Genomic DNA, 19,454 nt, shown 5'->3' with positions numbered 1-19,454 from the left:
AGAGCTATGAAAAAATCGTTAGTCGCTGTCAGCGTCATTGTGGTTCTTGGCGCAGCATGGACCGGGGCATCCTGGTACACCGGGAAACAGATCGAGCAGCACATGGGCGAAGTCGTCGACAACGCCAACGGTCAGCTGAAAGCCTACCTGCCGAAAGCCGGCGTTAAGCTGAGCTATGAAAATTACCAGCGCGGCCTGTTCAGCAGTAAAGTGCGTTATGTGTTGCGTTCCGACGGCACGGATACCAGTGAAAACGCGGCGCTGAAAGCCGGTGAAGAAGTGGCGTTCCTGGAAACCATCGATCACGGTCCGTTCCCGTTCGCGCAGCTGAAGAAATTCAACCTGCTGCCGAGCATGGCGTCGGTGCATACCGAACTGGAAAATACCCCGGCGGTGAAAGGCCTGTTTGACGCCACCAAAGGCAAATCGCTGTTTACCGCCGATTCACGCATCTCGTACAGCGGCGATACCTCGTCTGCCATCGATGTTATCCCATTGGATTACCAAAAGGATAAGTCCTCGCTGAAATTCAGCGGCGCCACCATCAACGCCGATGTGTCCAGCGATCTGAAAAAATTCTCGCTGGACGCCAATAGCGACAATATCGTGATCGCCAGCCCGAACGCCTTCGGCCAAAACGAACAGATCACCTTCCAGGGCTTCAACCTGAAAGGCGACAGCAACGAGAGCAAGTTCGGCGTGAAACTCGGCGATCAGACGATGACGCTGAAGCAGTTCAAACTGACGATCGACGGTAAAGACACCGTGGCATTGGACGGTTTCAATCTGGTGAGCAAGTTCGGCGAGCAAGGCAGCAGCAATATCGGCGGCCAGATCGACTACACCATGGACGCCCTCAAGGTACAAGGTAACGACTTCGGCGCCGGTAAACTGACGCTGAAAATCGACAACGTCGACGGCAAAGCGCTGAAAGACTTCTCCGATAGCTACAACCGCCAGACCATGGCGCTGCTGCAGCAGGGCGAAAACCTGGATCCGGACGTCTACGAACAACAGACCACCGAGATGCTGCAAAAGAACCTGCCGCTGCTGCTGAAAGGTAACCCGAGCATCAGTATCGCCCCGCTGAGTTGGAAAAACAGCAAGGGTGAGAGCACCTTCACGCTGGATCTGGCGCTGACCGATCCGAGCAAGGCTTCTTCCCCGGCGCAATCGTCGGATCAGTTGATCGCTCAGGCGGTCAAAAAACTGGATCTCAGCCTGACCATTCCGGAAGCAATGGCCACCGAGGTGACCGCGAAGACCGCGCTGTTGCAGGGATACAATGAAGCAGACGCGCAGAAATTGGCGCAGCAGCAAGTGCAGGGCCTGGCAGCCATGGGCCAAATGTTCAAGCTGACAACCCAGAAAGACGGCGTGATCGCGAGCAAGTTCCATTACGCTGACAATCAGGTTGACCTGAACGGCAACAAAATGTCGCTGCAGGAGTTCATCGGCCAATTTGGCCTGCTGGGCGCCCCAGCGGAAGACGGCGAACCGGCGCAGGAAGCGGAACCCGCTCCGGCACCGGCGCAGTAATCGCCTGACTCTCGTTCAAGGGCCCCTATGGGGCCCTTTTTATTTACGCCGCGTAAACCGCATCGCGGATCTGCTGCGGGTAGCGGCCGCACATGCCTTCAAACGCGGTGTTGGTCAGTATCACCACGCTCAGCTGCGCCTGTGGATCAAAGAACCAGCTGTGGCCGTAAACCCCGCCCCAGGTCAGCGTGCCGGCATGCTGCGGCGTCTGCGCCGCCTCTGCGTCCACCAGCAGCGCCCCGCCAAAACCGAATCCCCAGCCCGGCCCTTGCGTTTGCGCCTGCGCGCCCACGTGCGGGCTGCGCAGCAACGCCACCGTCTCCGGTTGCAAAATACCCTGCCCGCCGCTGCGTAATGTCTCCACCAGCTTCAGTACGTCGTCAGCATCGCCGACCATGCCCGCGCCGCCAGAAGGATAGGCCCCGGCGTTGAGCGCCCGCAGCGGTGAAAACAGCACCTCGCCCCCCGCCATCTCCTCCGGCAGCGCCACCCGCAGGCCTTCATGCATGCGCTGCGGCCCTTGCGGCGTGTTGTAATACGGCGTCGCCAGGTTCGCGGCATCCGTCGCATGGAACGCCGTATTGCCAAGCCCCAGCGGCTGCGCCACCCATTCGACAAACAGCTGCGGCAGCGGCATACCCGTCACCCGCTCCAGCACGGCGCCAAGCACGTCGATCGCCAGCGAATAATTGAAGCGCTCCCCCGGCGCCGACAGCAACGGTGCCTGCGCCAACAGCCGCAGGTTTTGCTCCAGCGTCAGCGTCGACAGCTCCACGCCGTCCTGGATCCCCAACTGGTGGTAAACGCCCGTCGGCGGCTGGTTCAGCCGATAGTCCAGACCCGCGGTATGGCTCAGCAAATGCCGGATGTTGATCGCCGGGCGCAGGCCGTCGGCGAGCGCTGGAGTAAACCACGGCAGCCAGTCGCTGACCGCATCGTCCAGGCTCAGCTTACCCCGCTCAATCAGGCGCAGCGCCGCCAGCGTGGTATAGGGTTTGGAGACCGACGACAGCCGAAACTGCGTTTCTCGCCGCATCGGCCGCCGCGCTTCGCGATCGGCATACCCGGCCGTCCCGGCGTAGCAAATCTCGCCCTGCCGCGCCACCAGCACCACGCTACCTACGATGCGCCCTTCGGCCATCGCCTGTTGATCGATCGCCGCGATCCGCTCTGTTAACGCCCGTTGTTCTGCCGACATGATTTTAATCTCTCTGATGGAAAGTAAAATCAGTCTAAAACGTTCGTCATAAATTAAAATAAGGCATAATTTAATGAATCATTAAGCACAGGTTATTAATAGATGAGTTCACTCCTGCACCTGCTGCCCTATTTCGAAGCCGTCGCTCGCCTGGGCAACTTTACCCGCGCGGCCAGCCAACTGGGCGTCACGCCGCCGGCGGTGTCGCAAAACATTCAGGCGCTGGAGAACCAGCTGGGAGTGCGGTTATTTCACCGCACCAGCCGCTCGGTGCGCCTCAGCGACGAGGGCCGGTTGTTCTATCAGAAGGTGTCGCCGGCTATGAGCCAGATCGACGTGGCGGCGGATGACGTGCGCGCCCTGGGCGCACAGCCGGCGGGCCTGCTGCGCATCACGCTGCCGCAACTGGCGGCCTCGCTGCTGGTGATGCCGCACCTGGCGGAATTTCAACGGCGCTATCCCGACGTGCAGTTGGAGCTGTTTACCGAAGACCGCTTTTCCGATTTGGTGCTGGGCAGTTTCGATGCCGGCATTCGCATGCATGCCATGTTGCAGAAGGACATGATCGCCGTGCCGATCGACAACGGCCAGCGCCGGGTGCTGGTCGCCTCGCCCGACTATCTGGCGCGCTGCGGCGTACCGGCCATGCCGGACGACCTGCCGGCTCACCACTGCCTGCGCTACCGTTTCCCCGGCAGCGGCAAACTGGAACCCTGGTATTTTAGCCTGGGCAACGATGAGCGCGCGCTGGACGTCAGCGGCAGTTTGATTTTTAACGAAGATCGGCTGATCAAGGATGCGGCGTTGGCAGGCTTGGGTATCGCACAACGTTTTCAAGGCACGGTGTTGCAGGAGCTGGCGCAGGGGCAACTGGTGGAAGTGCTGCCGGGTTACGCCAGCGAAGCGTCGGGGTTTTTCATCTACTTTCCCGCCGGCAGGCATCTGCCGCTCAAGCTGCGCGCCTTTATCGATTTCATGCGCGAGCGGCGTGAACGACAGCATCGGTGGTAGGGGCGCCCTCGCCGGCGCCCCTGACCGTCAGCGCTTATCCAGCGCCTGGATGATGTGGTAAGCCGCCTCGACGCGATCGTCGTTCGGGAACCACTTGTTGGCCAGCATCACCACGGCGATGTTTTTCGCCGGGATAAATACCGCGTAGGTGGAGAAACCGCCGGTGGAGCCGGTTTTGTTATACCAACCGGCGCGCAATTCCGGCTGCGGCGGCGTGATGGCGGTGGCCGGCGTGCCGTTCATGATCATCCCGGCGTTGTTGCCTTCAACCAAACGCGACAGTTTCACCGGATACGGGTAGTTCTCCCACATCAGATCCTGCGTGAACGCGCCCGCCTTGTAATAACCGACGTGCGTCGCGGCCAGCGCGTCGCGCCACGGCTGCGCCACCTTCACCTGCTGCAGGTTGGCGTCCAGATAGCGAATCAGATCGCGGGCGTTGGACTTGATGCCGTAAGACTCGGCGTCCAGCGGGCCGGGATTGACCCGCACCGGCTTATCGTCCTTGCTGTAGCCCTGCGCATAGTTGGCCATCTGCGCCACCGGCACCTGAACGTAGGTGTGGCTCATGCCCAGCGCCGGCAGCATCCCCTGTTCCATCGCCTGGATAAACGGCTGGTCGAGGCTCTTGGCGGCGATCATGCCCAGCATGCCGATGCCGAGGTTGGAATAAACGCGGTAGCTGCCCACCGGGTGTTTCGGCTGCCAGGCCCGGTAGTACGCCATCAGTTGGGCGTTGTTGGTCACGTCGTCCGGCACGAACAGCGGCAGGCCGGAGGTGTGTGTCGCCAGATTCAGCAGGCTGACGCCGTCGAAGGCGCTGCCGCGCAGCTCGGGCAGGTAGTGGCTGGCCGGGTCTTTAAACGACAGCTTGCCCTGCTGCTGCGCATAAACCGCCAGCGTCGCGGTGAAGGTTTTGCTCAGCGAGCCCACTTCGAACAACGTTTGCTCGGTGATCGGTTTGCCGGTCTGCTTCGAGGCGACGCCATACGGGTAAATCTGCTGTTTGCCGTCAACCGACACGGCGATCGCCATGCCCGGCACGCCATATTTTTTCATCAGCGGCTGAATAACGGCGTCGATATCCTGCTGCTGCGCGGCGTGCGCGGTCGGCAGGATCAGTGCGGCGATCAGCGCGGCCGCCAGGCGGTTCATTTTCGTCATGATAGAAACTCTTAGGTTGCAGGGTATCGGCCGCGGCCAAAAGTTTTTGTTGGCGTTATACACGGCGCTTTCCCTGATTGATGATGTCATTCCTTTACGGCTGCCGCGACACTCTCAGCAGCCGCGCCAAATATCGGATTTTGCCGCCGGGTTGACAAGCGATAATAATTTCAGCCAGCATAAAGAAAAACTTATGGCTATCGACAATGCGCAATCGACTTCCCCTCAACGCCCTGCGGGCGTTCGAATCCTCCGCCCGCCACCTGAACTTCACCCGCGCCGGCCTGGAGCTGCGGGTGACCCAGGCAGCCGTCAGCCAGCAGGTACGCATGCTGGAAGAACAACTGGGCATCCAGCTGTTCCGCCGCCTGCCGCGCGGGTTGGATCTGACCGAAGAGGGCCAGGCGCTGCTGCCGGTATTGAGCGACGCCTTCGACCGCATCGAGGCGGTGCTGCAGCAGTTCGAAGGCGGGCATTTCCACGAGGTGCTGACGGTGGCGGTGGTCGGCACCTTCGCCGTCGGCTGGCTGATGCCGCGGCTGGCGGCGTTCCGCACGGCGCACCCGTTTATCGATCTGCGGGTGCTGACCCACAACAACCTGGTCAATCTGTCGGCCGACGGCATGGATTTCGCCATCCGCTTCGGCGAAGGCCTCTGGCCCGCCACCTGCAATATCAAGCTGTTCGACGCGCCGCTGACGGTGCTCTGCCCGCCGGCGGTCGCCGCGCGCCTGTGTACGCCGCAGGATCTGCAGCATGAGCAGCTGATGCGCACCTACCGCAAGGATGAATGGGAGCGCTGGTTCGCGGCGGCACAGGTGACGCCGTGGCGGATCAACGGCCCGGTGTTCGACTCGTCAAGGCTGATGGTGGAAGGCGCTATCCAGTGCGACGGCGTGGCGCTGGCGCCGGTCAGCATGTTCCGCCGCGAACTGGCCGCCGGCGCGTTGCAGCGGCCGTTCGCCGCCGAGGCCGCGCTCGGCGCCTATTGGCTGACCCATTTGAAATCGCGGGATCTGACGCCGGCGATGAAAACCTTTATCGGCTGGATCCGCCGGGAGGCGGAAGAGGAACAGCGGCAGGGCTAGGCGGAACCGCGCCGGATCAGCGTCGGCGGCAGAATGACGTTCTGCGCCGGCAGGTCAGCGTCACCGATGCGCTGCAGCAGGCGCGCGGCGGCACTGCGCCCCACTTCCCGCGCCGAGCTGGAGACGAAGGTCAGCGGCGGCTCGGTCAGTTCGGCTTCCGGCACGTCGCCGAAGCCGATCAGCGCCACCTGCCGCCCGTAGTAGGCGTCTACCCCGTCCGAGCCGATGCTGCGGCCGCTGCGCGCCAGACCAAAATAGGCGCCGAGCGCCACCGACGCCTTGTGGCAGACGATGGCGGTAATGTTCGGGTAGTGGCGCAGCAGTTGCTCCGCCGCTTCCGCCGCCTGGCGCTGCCGGCAATCGCACTCGACGATCCATTCGCTGCGAAACGGCAGGCCGTACTGCACCAGGGTGGCGCAAAAGCCGCCCAGCCGCTCGGCGCGCGTCAATGAATCGCTCTGGCCGCCGAGGTAGGCGATTTGGCTGTGACCGCGCTTGATCAAAAATTCGGTGGCCAGCTTGGCGGCCTGCATGTTGTCCGGCCGTACCACGTCCACGCCATCGAGGCCGCTGGAGCGCGCCACGCAGACCAGCGGTACGCCCTGCTCGGCCGCCTTCTCCTTCAGGCCAGCCGCCGCGCGAATGCCGCCCGCCAGCACGATGCCGTCAACGCCCTGCGCCAGCAGCGCGTCAAACGCGCGCTGCAAGCCCTGGCCGTCGCGCCCGCTCTGCGTCAAAAACAACAGCTTGTCATGCGCCTCCAGCGCTTCGCTCAACCCGGCGGTCATTTCGGCATAGAAGGGTTCGCAAATGTCGCGCAGGATCAGGCCAATCACCCCGGACTCCCCGCCGCGCAGCGTCGCCGCCTGGCGATTGCGCACATAACCCAGCTGCTCTATCGCCTGATTGACCTTCTCGACGGTGGTCGGCGAAATGCGCCCCTTGCCGCTCAACACCAGGGAAACCGTGGTGACCGACACGCCCGCCTGCTGCGCCACATCGGTGATGGTGATTTTTTTGATGCTCATAGTCTCTGCGAACCCGTTCCTGGGCAACCCGCGCCGTAATGATCAAGGGTATACCGAATCCGTTAGCTCAGTAAAACGTTTTACTGCCCGCCGCATTGTCGCCAAAAACCGGGCGGCAGATTTGTGATTGGCGGCGCATTTTTGCTAGGTAAAACGTTTTATCTTCTTTTTACCTAATCAGAAGTCCCCTTTTTGCTCGTCTTTTCGCCAGGAGAAGTCGGTTATGTCAGCAGCCAACAAACAAAAAATCACCCTCTGGGAGTTTTTCCAGAGCCTGGGCAAAACCTTCATGTTGCCCGTCGCCTTGCTCTCTTTCTGCGGCATCATGCTGGGGATCGGCAGCTCGCTGAGCAGCCGCGACGTGATCACCCTGATGCCGTTTATCGGCCATCCGATCTTCCAGCTGATCTTTACCTGGATGAGCAAGGTAGGCTCCTTCGCCTTCAGCTTCCTGCCGGTGATGTTCGCCATCGCCATTCCGCTGGGCATGGTGCGTGAGAACAAGGGCGTCGCCGCCTTCTCCGGCTTCGTCGGCTTCGCCGTGCTGAATCTGGGCACCAACTTCTACCTGACCGCCGCCGGCGTGCTGCCTACCAGCGATCCGCTGGTGCTGAAAGCCAACAATATCCAGAACATCCTCGGCATTCAGTCGATCGATACCGGCATCCTCGGCGCGGTGATCGTCGGCATCATCGTCTATCGCCTGCATGAACGCTTCCACACCATCCGCCTGCCGGACGCGCTGGCGTTCTTCGGCGGCACGCGCTTCGTACCGATCGTCACCACCGTGGTGCTGGGCCTGTGCGGCCTGGTGATCCCGCTAATCTGGCCATGGTTCGCCGCCGGCATCACCGGGCTGGGTTGGGTGATCAACAGCGCCGGCGCCTTTGGCCCGATGCTGTTCGGCACCGGCGAACGCTTGCTGCTGCCGTTCGGCCTGCAGCACATTCTGGTGGCGCTGATCCGCTTTACCGAGGCGGGCGGCACCATGGAAGTGTGCGGCCACAGCGTCAGCGGCGCCCTGACCATCTTCCAGGCGCAGCTCTCCTGCCCAACCACCACCGGCTTCGCCGAGAGCGCCACCCGCTTCCTGTCGCAAGGTAAAATGCCGGCGTTTCTCGGCGGCCTGCCGGGCGCGGCGCTGGCGATGTACCACTGCGCCAAGCCGGAGAACCGTCATAAGATCAAAGGGCTGTTGATTTCCGGCGTGGTGGCCTGCGTGGTTGGTGGCACCACCGAGCCGATCGAGTTCCTGTTCCTGTTCGTCGCGCCGTTCCTCTACCTGATCCACGCGCTGCTCACCGGGTTGGGCTTTACCGTGATGGCGCTGCTGGGCGTGACCATCGGCAATACCGACGGCAATATCATCGACTTCGTGGTGTTCGGCATTCTGCACGGCACCGCCACCAAGTGGTATCTGGTGCCGGTGGTGGCCGCCATCTGGTTCGTCGGCTATTACGCCATTTTCCGCTTCGCCATCCAGCGCTTTAACATCAAAACGCCGGGCCGCGAGAGCGATAGCGCCGTCAGCCAAAGTGCGCCAAGCGGCGCGGTGGGCAAATCCGGCTACAACGCGCCGGCGATTTTGGCGGCGCTCGGCGGCCCAGACAACATCATCACGCTGGACAACTGCATCACCCGCCTGCGCCTGTCGGTCAACGACATGAGCCAGGTGGACGACGCGGCGCTGAAGGCCAACCGCGCCATCGGCGTAGTGCATCTCAACGATCATAATCTGCAGGTAGTGATCGGCCCGCAGGTGCAATCGGTGAAGGATGAATTAGACTCACTGATAGCCACGGCGCAACCTGCCGCGGCGTTGCAGGGAGCCACCCATGTTTGATTTCTCGACCCCGATCGACCGCCACGGCACCTGGTGCACCCAGTGGGACTATATCGCCGATCGTTTCGGCAGCGCCGACCTGCTGCCGTTCACCATCTCCGATATGGATTTCGCCACCGCGCCGTGCATCCTCGAGGCGTTGCAGCAGCGCCTGCAGCACGGCGTGCTGGGCTACAGCCGCTGGCAGCATGAGGATTTTCTCAGCGCGCTGCGCCACTGGTATCAGCAACGTTTCAATGCCGCCATCGACACCGCAACGGCGGTGTACGGCCCTTCCGTTATCTACATGGCGGCGCAGCTGATCCGCCAATGGTCGGTACCGGGCGACTATGTGGTGACCCATACCCCGGCCTATGATGCTTTCTACAAGGTGATCCTCGCCAACCAGCGCCAGCTGCTGGCCTGTCCGCTGCACAAGGCCGGCGACGACTGGCGCTGCGACATGGCGCATCTCGAAGCGCTGCTGGCGCGACCGCAGACCAAGATCCTGCTGCTGTGCAGCCCGCATAACCCCACCGGCAAAGTGTGGCGCCGCGACGAGCTGCAGCAGATGGCCGAACTGTGCGAGCGCCATGACGTGCGCGTGATCAGCGATGAAATCCACATGGATATGGTCTGGGGTGAACACCGCCATACGCCGTGGAGCCAGGTGGCGAGCGGCGCCTGGGCCTTGCTGACCTCCGGCTCCAAGAGTTTCAACATTCCGGCGCTAACCGGCGCCTACGGCTTTATCAGCGACGATGCCAGCCGCGAAGCCTACTTCCAACAGCTCAAAGCCCGCGACGGCCTCTCCTCGCCGGCGGTGCTGGCGGTGGCGGCGCACGTGGCCGCCTATCGTCACGGCGAACCCTGGCTGGACGCCCTGCGCGACTACCTGCAGGATAATCTGACCTACGTCGCCGAGCGGCTGGAGCAGGCGTTTCCCGCGCTGGGCTGGCGCCCGCCGCAGGCCACCTACCTGGCCTGGATCGATCTGCGGCCGCTGGCCGTTGACGATCGGGCGCTGCAGCAGGTGCTGATCGAGCGTGAAAAGGTGGCGATCATGCCGGGCTTTACCTACGGCGAGGAGGGCCGCGGGTTCCTGCGCCTCAACGTCGGCTGCCCGCGCAGCAAGCTGGAGGCCGGCATGGACAAGCTGATCGCCGGATTGAGGTTGGTGCTGGACGAGCAATAGCGCGACGGGGCGAGCCTCTGCCCGCCCCTGCGTTACGCCTGAACAGACGGGATCTCCTCCAGACGACGATAGACCGTCAATCCCCACTCGTTGGCCAGCCGCACGTCGTTATCGGCCCCCGCAGACGCCCCTTCGATGCGATACACTGCCTGACACTGCGCAATCAGCCGATGCGCCACCGGGTAAAGAAACGCCTCGCTCACCGCATCGCCAACCTGAGTGGAGCCCGCCGCCGCCGCCAAAGGCAGCGCCAGCCACTCGCCGATCACCGGCACGTGCCCCCGCTGGTAAACCGCCAACGCCGCCTGTTCCAGGCGCGCCAGATTGGCGGTGATACGCTGCGGATCGCCATCGGTGCCGCTGCGATAGGGACCGGCGATCAAGATTTGTTGTGCTTTCATCGTTCTTCCTCCAACGTCCGGTTCAAGGCGACAAACTGCAGCAGCATGATGGGTCTTGGCGTCAACGATCGTGCCCTGGCGAATCGCCTGCAGGGCTTGCGCCAGCGGCAGCTCGAGCACCTCCAGATCTTCCCCCTCCGCCGCTACCCCGCCGCCCTCGTTGATGCGATCGCCCGCCTGATATTCGCCGACGAAAAAGTGCAGCTTCTCGGTGACCGAGCCTGGGCTCATGTAGGCTTCGAACACCTTTTCCACGCTCTGCACGAAATAGCCGGTTTCTTCTTCCGCTTCGGCGCGAATGCGCGCCTCCGGCGACGCGTTGTCCAGCAACCCGGCGGCAGCCTCAATCAACATGCCGTCATGGCCGTTGACGAAGACCGGAAAACGGAACTGGCGCGTCAGAATCACCGTTTGCGCCTGCCGGTTGAACAGCAAAATGACCGCGCCATCACCGCGATCGTAGGTCTCGCGACTTTGCCGCTGCCAGACGCCGTCGCGCCGCAGAAAATCAAAGGTGGTTTTTTTCAGCAGGTACCAGTCATCGGACAACACCCGGGTTTCGACAATGCGAACCCTGTCTTTGGTGGCTATCATCGGTTTACTCCGCCAGAGGAAGGAAATTGATACTATCGTGCAGTTTCGTGTATGATCAAGATATTTCGTGCAAACAAAATTTGAGAGGAACATGGCCATGTTGACCAGCCAGCGCAAGAAAATCATTCTGGAAAAACTGGCTCAGGACGGCCAGGTATTGGCCAAGCAGCTCAGCGAAATGTTCGGGCTGTCGGAAGATACTGTCCGGCGCGATTTGCGCGAACTGGACGCCGAGGGGTTGCTGCAGCGGGTGCATGGCGGCGCCCTGCCGGTTTCTTCCGCCATTGCCAGCTTTGCCGAACGCAATCAGTTGGAATCCGGCGCCAAACGCGCGATCGCCAAAGCGGCAGCTGCGCTGATCGCCCCCGGTCAGGTAGTGATTATCGACGGTGGCACCACCTCTGCAGAGCTGGTCAGGCAGTTGCCGCTCAACCTGAACGCCACCATCGTCACCCACAGCCCCAGCGTCGCCGTGGGCCTGGTCGATCACCCCACGGTCGAGGTGATCCTGATCGGCGGCCGGCTGTACAAGCATTCGATCGTCAGCGTCGGCGCCGCCGCGGTGGAAGCGATGTCGCATATTCGCGCCGATCTCTATTTTATGGGCGTGACCGGCGTGCACCCCACTGCAGGGCTGAGTACCGGCGATCTGGAAGAGGCCTACATCAAACGCGCGCTGGCGGCCCGCGCGGCGGAAACCGTGGTGCTGGCCTCCGCCGCCAAGCTTAACGCCGCCTCGCAGTATGCGATCGGTGACATTACGCTGGCGCATACCATCATCGTTGAACGCGCCACCGACGACGCATTGATCGCGCCGTTGCAGCAGGCGGGCGTCAGCGTGTTGAAAGCCTGATTCACGGCGATAATGCGACATACCTCGCATTATTTGTGATTCACATCACTTTTTTATGCAACGAGATGGCAAGTTTCATTCATTTGTTTTTATACTGTTCTGCACTTTACCTACGATAAATTAGCGAGTGCCCAGCATGATCGATCCCCGCCTACCGCTTACCGACATTCACCGCCATCTTGACGGCAACATCCGCGCGCAGACCATTCTCGACCTCGGTCGCCAGTTCAATCTCGCCCTGCCGGCCAACGATTTGGAGAGCCTGCGCCCGCACGTGCAGATCACCCATGCCGAACCGGATCTGGTCAGTTTCCTGCAGAAACTGGACTGGGGCGTAGCGGTGCTGGGCGATCTGGACGCCTGCCGCCGGGTGGCTTACGAAAACGTCGAGGACGCCGCCAACGCCGGTCTGCACTACGCCGAGCTGCGTTTTTCCCCTTACTACATGGCGATGAAACACCAACTGCCGGTCGCCGGCGTGGTGGAAGCGGTGATCGACGGGATCCGTTCGGGCTGCCGCGATCGCGACATCGACATTCGCCTGATCGGCATCATGAGCCGCACCTTTGGCGAGGCCGCCTGTCTGCAGGAATTGGAAGGGTTACTGGCGCACCGCGACGGCATTACCGCGCTGGATTTGGCGGGCGATGAGCTGGGCTTCCCCGGCAGCCTGTTCCTCAGCCACTTCAACCGCGCGCGCGACGCCGGCCTGCGCATCACCGTGCACGCGGGCGAAGCCGCCGGCCCGGAAAGCATCTGGCAGGCGATCCGCGAGCTGGGCGCCGAACGTATCGGCCACGGGGTGAAAGCGGTCGACGATCCGGCGCTGATGGACTTCCTGGCGGAACACGGCATCGGCATCGAGTCCTGCCTGACCTCCAACATCCAGACCAGCACCGTGCCGTCACTGGCGCAGCATCCGCTGGCCACCTTCCTGCGCCACGGCGTGCTGGCGTCGATCAACACCGACGATCCGGCGGTTCAGGGCATCGAGATCGAGCACGAATACCGCGTCGCCGCGCCGCAGGCCGGGCTGACGCCGGAGGAAATCCGCACCGCGCAGGAAAATGGCCTGAAGCTGGCTTTCCTCAGCGAACAGGAAAAACAGGCGCTGCGCGCCAAAGTGCAGGGCTAAATCTCCCCAAGGCGCCAAACGGCGCCTTCTTCTCATCCCCCATATTCTTCCGCCTGCTCGTCTTTATCGCTGTTTTCACCCCATCGCTCTGCTGCAAGAGAGGAATTCCGCATGTCTGACAAACTGCGCCGCATCGTGCTGACCGGCGGCCCGGGTTCGGGCAAAAGCACGCTCATCGACGTTCTTCATCGCCGTGGTTACCCACACTCCCTGGAGGCGGGCCGGGCGATTATTCAGGATCAGGTGAGTATTGGGGGCAATGCGCTACCGTGGGGCGATCGTCAGGCTTTCGCCGAGCGGATGCTCGATTGGGAACTGCATTCATGGCACGAAGCGACGGGGGCAACATGCTGGTTCTTCGACCGCGGGCTGCCGGATATCGCCGGTTACCTGACGCTGTGCGGATTATCGATCCCCGCCCCCTTAACGGCGGCGATCGACGCCTTTCGCTATGCCGATACGGTGTTCATCGCCCCGCCGTGGCGAGCGATTTATACGCAGGACAGCGAGAGAAAACAATCTTTCGCCGAAGCCGAGCAGACCTATCGGGCGATGGTGACCACCTATCGCCGTTATGGCTATCGGCTGCAAGAGCTGCCGCGCGCTTCACCCGACGAGCGCGCCGACTTTCTGCTCGACGCGCTGAGCCACCGTTAGCGGCCTGCGGCCTATTTGGCCACCAGCGCCTCCGCTTCGGCCCGCTGTTTAGCGGTTTTACGCGCATAGCGCTGCGCCAGCACCGCGCACACCATCAGCTGCACCTGGTGGAAAATCATCAGCGGCAGCACCATGGCGCCCACCGCCGCGGCCGGGAACAGCACGTTGGCCATCGGTATGCCGTTCGCCAGGCTCTTTTTCGAGCCGCAGAAGACGATGGTGATCTCATCGGCGGTGTTGAAGCCCAGCCAGCGCGCCGCATAGGTGTTGATCACCAGCACCACCGTCAGCAGCACCAGCGACATCACCAGGATGGTCAGCAGCGACCAGCCGTCGATGCGATGCCAAATCCCTTCCACCACCGCCGCGCTGAACGCGGTATACACCACCAGCAGGATCGACGAACGGTCAGTCAGGTTGATCAGTTTGCGATGACGGTCGATCCACTTGCCGATCAGTGGCCGCGCCAGGTGACCGACCACAAATGGCACCATCAATTGCAGAATGATCGAACCGATGGCGTGCAATACGTCGGTATTGCCGCCCTGAGTATGCATCAATGCGCCCACCAGCAGCGGCGACAGGAACACGCCGAGAATGCTCGACGCCGAGGCGCTGCAGATCGCCGCCGCCACATTGCCGCCCGCCGCCGAAGTAAAGGCGATGGCCGATTGCACCGTGGCCGGCAGCGCGCACAGGTAGAGGAAGCCGAGATAGACCGTCGGCGTCATGATGCCCGGCACCAGCAGGTTCATCGCCAGCCCGAGCAGCGGGAACAGCGCAAAGGTGCTGAGGAACACCAGCAGGTGCAGCTTCCAGTGACTCATGCCGGCGACGATCGCCTCGCGCGACAGCTTGGCGCCGTGCATAAAGAACAGTAGCGCGATGGCGGCGGTGGTCAGGTGTTCAAAGAAGGTTTTCCAGATGCCTTCGCAGGGGAACAGCGAGGCGACGATCACCACCAAAATCAGAACCAGCAAAAATTTATCAATGCGTAAACGCTGCAACCAAGACATGAAACGGATTTCCTTGCACGTAAAGTCGTAAAAAGGCCCGACGTTGCGCCGGGCACAGAGAAATGAACGGGATCAGACCACCGGCAGCGCCTGCTGCAGCCGGGCCGATTCCAGCCCCAGTTCGATCAATGCCATCACCGCAATGGCGTCGGCGGCCGGCACCGGGTTTTCGCCTGTGCCGGCGATCGCGTCGCGCACCGCGGCGTAATAAGCCGGGTAGTTGCCGGGAATGTTGAGCAGCGGTTGCTCCGCCAGCAGATCTCCACGTGACAGCGTCACCACCCCATCGCGCATGTCATAGCCCCAGTCGGCCTGCGGCAGGCGCTCGCCGGCCTTCAGCCGGTCTTCCTGCGGATCCAGACCGTATTTGACATAGCTGCCGCGGGTGCCGTGCACCACGTAGCGCGGGCTCTCTGCCGCCACCAGCATGCTGGCGTGCAGCACCACACGGCGATCGCCATAGCTCAGCAGCGCGTGGAAATAATCCACCGCCTGCGCCCCCGGCCGCAGCTCCCCCAGATCGACGAACAGTCGCTCGGGTTTGCCGAAGAGTTGCAGCGCCTGATCGAGCAGATGCGGCCCCAAATCGAACCAGATGCCACTGCCGACGCCGCCCTGTTCGCGCCAACGCTGGCGCACCTGCGGCCGGTAGCGATCGAAATGCGACTCGAAATAGACCACCTCGCCCAGCGAACCGTCGTTCAGCAATGCTTTAAGGGTGAGGAAATCACTGTCCCAGCGGCGATTGTGGAACACCGACAGCAGTAAACCACTCTGCTGCGCCTGCTGTTGCAGCGCCTGTGCTTGTGACAATGTCACGGCAAACGGTTTATCCACCACCACGTGCTTGCCGGCGGCCAACGCCTGCTGCGCCAGCGGGAAATGGGTATCGTTGGGGGTAGGAATTACGATCAGATCGAGGGCCGGATCGGCGAACAGCGCCTGCGCATCACCCACCACCGCCATCGACGGCCAATCGGCGTGCACTTTGCCGGCATCGCTGCTGGAGACGGCGGCCAGCTCCAGCCCCGGCGTACCGGCGATCAGCGGCGCATGAAAGGTTTTGCCGGCGTAGCCGTAACCGACCAGCCCGACACGAATTTTCTCAGCCATGGGATTTCCTCTTGCTGGCTCACGACAGACCCTTTCGATTTGACACCATGCGGCCGGATGGAACAAGAAGTAAATAAGATGTTAATTCGACGCAGGCCCGGCGTAGCCAAACGTGCGGCCCGGCGTCGCGATGCCGAGCTATCCGCTTGATAGGGATGACGAAGCCTATATTACCCGCTAAGCTATGCCGCCTGTGATCCCCGTTTCAATCAGGAAGCCTTTATGTCTCAAGCTGAATACACTCGTATCGGCGGTTGGTTGCTGGCCCCGTTGGCCTATCTGATCGTCACCCTGCTCAGCGCCAGCCTGATGCTGCTCCTGTACGCCATGGCGATCTTCATGCCCGAGTCGCGCGACTATCTGTTGACCAACGCCCAGGCATTTACCCTGCAGTGGTACTTTTCGGTGCTGACCACGCTCTTGATGTGGTGCTTCACCCTGTGGCTGGTATTTTTGTTTTGCCAGCGTTCGCAGCGCTTCCCCAAGCTGTTCTTGTTATGGCTGCTGATCACGGTAATTCTGGCGGTGAAAGCCTTCGCCTTCGCGCCGGTGCCGGATGAAGTGGCGGTGCGCAGCCTCGGCTGGCCGCTGCTGATGGCGGCGCTGCTGGTGCCTTACATCAAGCGTTCGCAGCGGGTCAAAGGGACCTTTACCGAACGTTAAAGGGAGTTGCAGCACGTTTTATTGGGTGATTTGTGTAAATTTTCGCCAAAAAAGGCAATACCCCTGCGATTCATATGTTGTCGTCCGGCCGCCGATTCCCGATAATAGGCGGCTTTTATTTTTTTAGGCATCACAATGACCGAATACCTGCTCCTGTTTGTCGGCACCGTACTGGTGAACAACTTCGTTCTGGTGAAGTTTCTTGGCCTGTGCCCGTTCCTCGGCGTTTCCAAGAAGCTGGAAAGCGCCATCGGCATGGGAATGGCCACCACCTTCGTTATGACGCTGGCCTCCGTCAGCGCCTGGGTGATCAACACCTTTATTCTGGTTCCGCTGGATCTGGTGTATCTGCGCACGCTCTCCTTCATTCTGGTGATCGCCGTCGTCGTGCAGTTCACCGAAATGGTGGTGCGCAAAACCAGCCCGGCACTCTACCGCCTGCTGGGTATCTTCCTGCCGCTGATCACCACCAACTGTGCGGTGCTGGGCGTGGCGTTGCTTAACGTCAACCTCGGCTATAACTTCCTGCAGTCCGCCGTTTACGGCTTTAGCGCCGCCGCCGGTTTCTCGCTGGTCATGGTGCTGTTCGCCGCCATTCGCGAACGTCTGGCGGTCGCCGACGTCCCGGCGCCGTTCCGCGGCTCTTCAATCGCGCTGATCACCGCCGGGCTGATGTCGCTGGCCTTTATGGGCTTTACCGGGCTGGTGAAATTCTAATGACTGCGTTGTGGATAGCTATCGCGGCTTTAAGCGCGCTCGGGCTGCTGTTCGGACTGGTGCTGGGCTATGCCGCGCGCCGTTTTGAGGTGGAAGAGGATCCGGTCGCCGAGCAGGTCGACGCGATCCTGCCGCAGAGCCAGTGCGGGCAGTGCGGCTACCCCGGTTGCCGCCCTTACGCCGAGGCGGTGGCCAACGGTGAGATGATCAACAAATGCGCGCCGGGCGGCGAACAGGTGATGCTGAAACTGGCGGAGCTGCTCAACGTCGAACCGCAGCCGCTGGGCAGCGAAATCGCCGCCGAGCCGGAGCGTAAGGTGGCCTATATCGACGAGGCCAACTGCATCGGTTGCACCAAGTGCATTCAGGCCTGCCCGGTGGACGCCATCGTCGGCGCCACCCGCGCCATGCACACCGTCATTACCGACCTCTGTACCGGCTGCGATCTGTGCGTCGCCCCTTGCCCTACCGACTGTATTGAAATGAGACCGGTCGCGACCACCACCGCCAACTGGAAGTGGGATATGAAGACGATTCCGGTGCAAGTGATCCATGTGGAGCAACATGCTTAATCTGTTCGCCGCCTTTAAAAAAGACCGGATCTGGGATTTCGACGGCGGGATCCATCCACCGGAAATGAAAACGCAGTCCAGCGGTACGCCGCTGCGTGTCGCTCCCCTGCCCAAGACCTTTATCATTCCGCTGCAGCAGCACCTGGGGCCGGAAGGCGAACTGTGCGTCAACGCCGGCGATCGGGTGTTGAAAGGCCAGCCGCTGACCGTCGGCCGCGGCCGCACCGTGCCGGTACACGCCCCGACCTCGGGCACCGTCAGCGCCATTACGCCGCACATCACCGCTCATCCGTCCGGGCTGACGGAGCTGTGCGTGATTATCGAGGCAGACGGGGAAGACCGCTGGTGCGAGCGCGATCCGGTGGCGGACTATCGTCAATCCCCTGTCGCGGAACTGATTCAACGTATTCATCAGGCCGGCATCGCCGGTCTGGGCGGCGCCGGTTTCCCGACCGCCAGCAAGCTGCAAGGCGGCATGAGCGGCGTGGAAACGCTGATCCTCAACGCCGCCGAGTGCGAGCCTTACATCACCGCCGACGACCGCCTGATGCAGGAACATGCCGATCAGATCATTGAAGGCACGCAGATCCTGCAACACATTCTGCAACCCAAGCTCACGCTGATCGGCATCGAAGACAACAAACCGGAGGCAATCGCGGCGCTGAAACTGGCGTTGCGCGGGCAACCCGGCATTGGGCTGCGCGTCATCCCCACCAAATACCCGTCCGGCGGCGCCAAGCAGCTGACCAAAATTTTGACCGGTAAAGAAGTGCCACACGGCAAGCACTCCTCGGCTATTGGCGTTTTGATGCAAAACGTTGGCACCGCCTTCGCCATCAAGCGAGCGATCGTCGACGGCGAACCGCTGATTGAGCGCGTAGTGACCCTGACCGGCGACGCTATCGAGCGCCCCGGCAACCTGTGGGCGCGCATCGGCACGCCGGTGCAGCACCTGCTCGACTTCACCGGTTTCCGCCCGCAGGCGCAGCAGATGGTGGTCATGGGCGGCCCGCTGATGGGCTTCACCCTGCCCGCGCTGAACGTGCCAATCGTCAAGATCAGCAACTGCATTCTGGCGCCGACGGTCGATGAAATGACGCCGCAGGAGCCGGAGCAGTCCTGCATCCGCTGCGGCCTGTGCGTAGACGCTTGCCCTGCCGGGCTGCTGCCGCAGCAGCTGTACTGGTTCAGCCGTGGGCAGGAGCATGACAAGGCGCGCAACCATAACCTGTTCGACTGCATCGAATGCGGCGCCTGTGCGTTCGTCTGCCCCAGCAATATTCCGCTGGTGCAGTACTACCGTCAGGAAAAGGCCGAAATCAAGGCTATCGATCTGGAGGCGGCGCGCACCGCCGAGGCCAAGGCGCGTTTCGAAGCCAAGCAGGCCCGTCTGGAGCGCGAGAAACTGGCGCGCGAAGAGCGGCACAAAAAGGCCGCCGTCAAACTGACCGACGACGATCAGGGTGCCGTACAGGCCGCGCTGGCGCGCGTGCGCAGCAAGAATGCCGAAGCGGCGGTTACGCCGGTCAACGGCCAGCAGCCGGATAACAGCGAGATGATCGCCGCCCGCGAAGCACGTAAAGCGCAGGCGCGCGAACGGCGTGCCCAGGTGGCTGCCGAGGTGGAAACGAAAGCACCGCCGGCGGCAACAGAGGACGATCCGCGCAAAGCGGCCGTTGCTGCCGCCT

General features: G+C 62.1%; 18 protein-coding genes and 1 pseudogene. 12 read left to right on the top strand and 7 right to left on the bottom strand.

Going from position 1 to position 19,454, the window contains the following annotated elements; all coding sequences use genetic code 11:
• Positions 1-6 precede the first annotated feature (6 nt).
• Positions 7-1,539 (top strand): YdgA family protein, encoded by a 1,533-nt coding sequence (locus FUU19_RS24300; protein ID WP_197833845.1) that lies wholly within the window; start codon positions 7-9, stop codon positions 1,537-1,539.
• A gap of 43 nt (positions 1,540-1,582) precedes the next feature.
• Here the strand turns inward: FUU19_RS24300 and FUU19_RS24295 are convergent, their stop codons facing one another.
• Entirely contained in the window at positions 1,583-2,737 is a 1,155-nt protein-coding gene (locus FUU19_RS24295; protein ID WP_230490534.1) for a serine hydrolase domain-containing protein, read from the bottom strand.
• Positions 2,738-2,839: 102 nt separating this feature from the next.
• On the opposite strand from FUU19_RS24295, the gene FUU19_RS24290 reads away from it, so the two are divergent.
• Entirely contained in the window at positions 2,840-3,748 is a 909-nt protein-coding gene (locus FUU19_RS24290) for a LysR family transcriptional regulator (RefSeq protein ID WP_230490533.1), read from the top strand.
• A gap of 27 nt (positions 3,749-3,775) precedes the next feature.
• Here the strand turns inward: FUU19_RS24290 and blaSRT are convergent, their stop codons facing one another.
• Positions 3,776-4,912 carry an SRT/SST family class C beta-lactamase gene (gene blaSRT / locus FUU19_RS24285; protein ID WP_230490532.1) on the bottom strand — a complete coding sequence of 379 codons (1,137 nt, stop codon included), beginning with the start codon at positions 4,910-4,912 and terminating at the stop codon, positions 3,776-3,778.
• Positions 4,913-5,118: 206 nt separating this feature from the next.
• Between blaSRT and FUU19_RS24280 the strand changes: the two genes are divergently transcribed.
• Positions 5,119-6,000 carry a LysR family transcriptional regulator gene (locus FUU19_RS24280; RefSeq protein WP_230490531.1) on the top strand — a complete coding sequence of 294 codons (882 nt, stop codon included), beginning with the start codon at positions 5,119-5,121 and terminating at the stop codon, positions 5,998-6,000.
• Here FUU19_RS24280 and FUU19_RS24275 read toward each other — a convergent pair.
• The gene (locus FUU19_RS24275; protein ID WP_033648213.1) at positions 5,997-7,028 is read right to left on the bottom strand and encodes a Mal regulon transcriptional regulator MalI; all 1,032 of its coding nucleotides are present in this window, start codon (positions 7,026-7,028) and stop codon (positions 5,997-5,999) included. The genes FUU19_RS24280 and FUU19_RS24275 overlap by 4 nt on opposite strands.
• 223 nt (positions 7,029-7,251) lie before the next feature.
• Between FUU19_RS24275 and malX the strand changes: the two genes are divergently transcribed.
• Both malX and FUU19_RS24265 read left to right on the top strand, forming a co-directional pair.
• On the top strand, positions 7,252-8,871 hold the full coding sequence (gene malX, locus FUU19_RS24270; protein ID WP_230490530.1) for a maltose/glucose-specific PTS transporter subunit IIBC: 1,620 nt from the start codon (positions 7,252-7,254) through the stop codon (positions 8,869-8,871).
• Positions 8,864-10,045 carry a MalY/PatB family protein gene (locus FUU19_RS24265; RefSeq protein ID WP_060432979.1) on the top strand — a complete coding sequence of 394 codons (1,182 nt, stop codon included), beginning with the start codon at positions 8,864-8,866 and terminating at the stop codon, positions 10,043-10,045. The genes malX and FUU19_RS24265 overlap by 8 nt, the downstream gene beginning before the upstream one ends.
• A 32-nt stretch (positions 10,046-10,077) precedes the next feature.
• Here the strand turns inward: FUU19_RS24265 and FUU19_RS24260 are convergent, their stop codons facing one another.
• Both FUU19_RS24260 and FUU19_RS24255 read right to left on the bottom strand, forming a co-directional pair.
• Positions 10,078-10,446 (bottom strand): NUDIX hydrolase, encoded by a 369-nt coding sequence (locus FUU19_RS24260; protein WP_230490529.1) that lies wholly within the window; start codon positions 10,444-10,446, stop codon positions 10,078-10,080.
• Positions 10,443-11,040: pseudogene (locus FUU19_RS24255) on the bottom strand (GDP-mannose pyrophosphatase). Before FUU19_RS24255 ends, FUU19_RS24260 begins: the two are co-directional and overlap by 4 nt.
• A 97-nt stretch (positions 11,041-11,137) precedes the next feature.
• Between FUU19_RS24255 and FUU19_RS24250 the strand changes: the two are divergent.
• The 3 genes from FUU19_RS24250 to FUU19_RS24240 all read left to right on the top strand — a co-directional run bounded on the left by FUU19_RS24250 (position 11,138) and on the right by FUU19_RS24240 (position 13,685).
• On the top strand, positions 11,138-11,893 hold the full coding sequence (locus FUU19_RS24250; protein WP_049201919.1) for a DeoR/GlpR family DNA-binding transcription regulator: 756 nt from the start codon (positions 11,138-11,140) through the stop codon (positions 11,891-11,893).
• Between the two features lie 136 nt (positions 11,894-12,029).
• A complete protein-coding gene (gene add, locus FUU19_RS24245; protein WP_048323276.1) occupies positions 12,030-13,028 on the top strand; it encodes an adenosine deaminase in 999 nt (332 codons plus the stop codon).
• 111 nt (positions 13,029-13,139) lie between these two features.
• Complete coding sequence (locus FUU19_RS24240; RefSeq protein ID WP_230490528.1) at positions 13,140-13,685, top strand: AAA family ATPase; 546 nt, start codon at positions 13,140-13,142, stop codon at positions 13,683-13,685.
• Between the two features lie 11 nt (positions 13,686-13,696).
• Here FUU19_RS24240 and FUU19_RS24235 read toward each other — a convergent pair whose 3' ends face one another.
• The gene (locus FUU19_RS24235; protein WP_130018004.1) at positions 13,697-14,701 is read right to left on the bottom strand and encodes a bile acid:sodium symporter family protein; all 1,005 of its coding nucleotides are present in this window, start codon (positions 14,699-14,701) and stop codon (positions 13,697-13,699) included.
• Positions 14,702-14,773: 72 nt separating this feature from the next.
• Entirely contained in the window at positions 14,774-15,814 is a 1,041-nt protein-coding gene (locus tag FUU19_RS24230; protein ID WP_230490527.1) for an oxidoreductase, read from the bottom strand.
• A 222-nt stretch (positions 15,815-16,036) separates the two neighbouring features.
• Here FUU19_RS24230 and FUU19_RS24225 point away from each other — a divergent pair, with 222 nt between their 5' ends.
• From FUU19_RS24225 to rsxC, 4 genes are all read left to right on the top strand, one after another.
• Positions 16,037-16,477, top strand: coding sequence for a DUF2569 domain-containing protein (locus tag FUU19_RS24225; RefSeq protein ID WP_089180846.1), 441 nt, complete (start codon positions 16,037-16,039; stop codon positions 16,475-16,477).
• A 135-nt stretch (positions 16,478-16,612) separates the two neighbouring features.
• On the top strand, positions 16,613-17,194 hold the full coding sequence (rsxA, locus tag FUU19_RS24220; protein WP_004938443.1) for an electron transport complex subunit RsxA: 582 nt from the start codon (positions 16,613-16,615) through the stop codon (positions 17,192-17,194).
• Positions 17,194-17,766 (top strand): electron transport complex subunit RsxB, encoded by a 573-nt coding sequence (gene rsxB, locus FUU19_RS24215; protein ID WP_141969068.1) that lies wholly within the window; start codon positions 17,194-17,196, stop codon positions 17,764-17,766. The genes rsxA and rsxB overlap by 1 nt, the downstream gene beginning before the upstream one ends.
• Positions 17,759-19,454: electron transport complex subunit RsxC (gene rsxC, locus FUU19_RS24210; protein ID WP_230507413.1), on the top strand; the 1,696-nt coding region annotated here is incomplete at its 3' end. The genes rsxB and rsxC, both read left to right, overlap by 8 nt.

Origin of the sequence: Serratia montpellierensis (genome assembly GCF_020858655.1) — a bacterium.
Lineage (GTDB): Bacteria > Pseudomonadota > Gammaproteobacteria > Enterobacterales > Enterobacteriaceae > Serratia > Serratia montpellierensis.
This window is presented reverse-complemented; position numbering and strand designations above follow the sequence as displayed.

Coding starts and splice junctions, on each gene's coding strand:
- FUU19_RS24300 (WP_197833845.1), top strand. CDS start 7: ATGAAAAAATCGTTAGTCGCTGTCAGCGTCATTGTGGTTCTTGGCGCA.
- FUU19_RS24295 (WP_230490534.1), bottom strand. CDS start 2,737: ATGTCGGCAGAACAACGGGCGTTAACAGAGCGGATCGCGGCGATCGAT.
- FUU19_RS24290 (WP_230490533.1), top strand. CDS start 2,840: ATGAGTTCACTCCTGCACCTGCTGCCCTATTTCGAAGCCGTCGCTCGC.
- blaSRT (WP_230490532.1), bottom strand. CDS start 4,912: ATGACGAAAATGAACCGCCTGGCGGCCGCGCTGATCGCCGCACTGATC.
- FUU19_RS24280 (WP_230490531.1), top strand. CDS start 5,119: ATGCGCAATCGACTTCCCCTCAACGCCCTGCGGGCGTTCGAATCCTCC.
- FUU19_RS24275 (WP_033648213.1), bottom strand. CDS start 7,028: ATGAGCATCAAAAAAATCACCATCACCGATGTGGCGCAGCAGGCGGGC.
- malX (WP_230490530.1), top strand. CDS start 7,252: ATGTCAGCAGCCAACAAACAAAAAATCACCCTCTGGGAGTTTTTCCAG.
- FUU19_RS24265 (WP_060432979.1), top strand. CDS start 8,864: ATGTTTGATTTCTCGACCCCGATCGACCGCCACGGCACCTGGTGCACC.
- FUU19_RS24260 (WP_230490529.1), bottom strand. CDS start 10,446: ATGAAAGCACAACAAATCTTGATCGCCGGTCCCTATCGCAGCGGCACC.
- FUU19_RS24250 (WP_049201919.1), top strand. CDS start 11,138: ATGTTGACCAGCCAGCGCAAGAAAATCATTCTGGAAAAACTGGCTCAG.
- add (WP_048323276.1), top strand. CDS start 12,030: ATGATCGATCCCCGCCTACCGCTTACCGACATTCACCGCCATCTTGAC.
- FUU19_RS24240 (WP_230490528.1), top strand. CDS start 13,140: ATGTCTGACAAACTGCGCCGCATCGTGCTGACCGGCGGCCCGGGTTCG.
- FUU19_RS24235 (WP_130018004.1), bottom strand. CDS start 14,701: ATGTCTTGGTTGCAGCGTTTACGCATTGATAAATTTTTGCTGGTTCTG.
- FUU19_RS24230 (WP_230490527.1), bottom strand. CDS start 15,814: ATGGCTGAGAAAATTCGTGTCGGGCTGGTCGGTTACGGCTACGCCGGC.
- FUU19_RS24225 (WP_089180846.1), top strand. CDS start 16,037: ATGTCTCAAGCTGAATACACTCGTATCGGCGGTTGGTTGCTGGCCCCG.
- rsxA (WP_004938443.1), top strand. CDS start 16,613: ATGACCGAATACCTGCTCCTGTTTGTCGGCACCGTACTGGTGAACAAC.
- rsxB (WP_141969068.1), top strand. CDS start 17,194: ATGACTGCGTTGTGGATAGCTATCGCGGCTTTAAGCGCGCTCGGGCTG.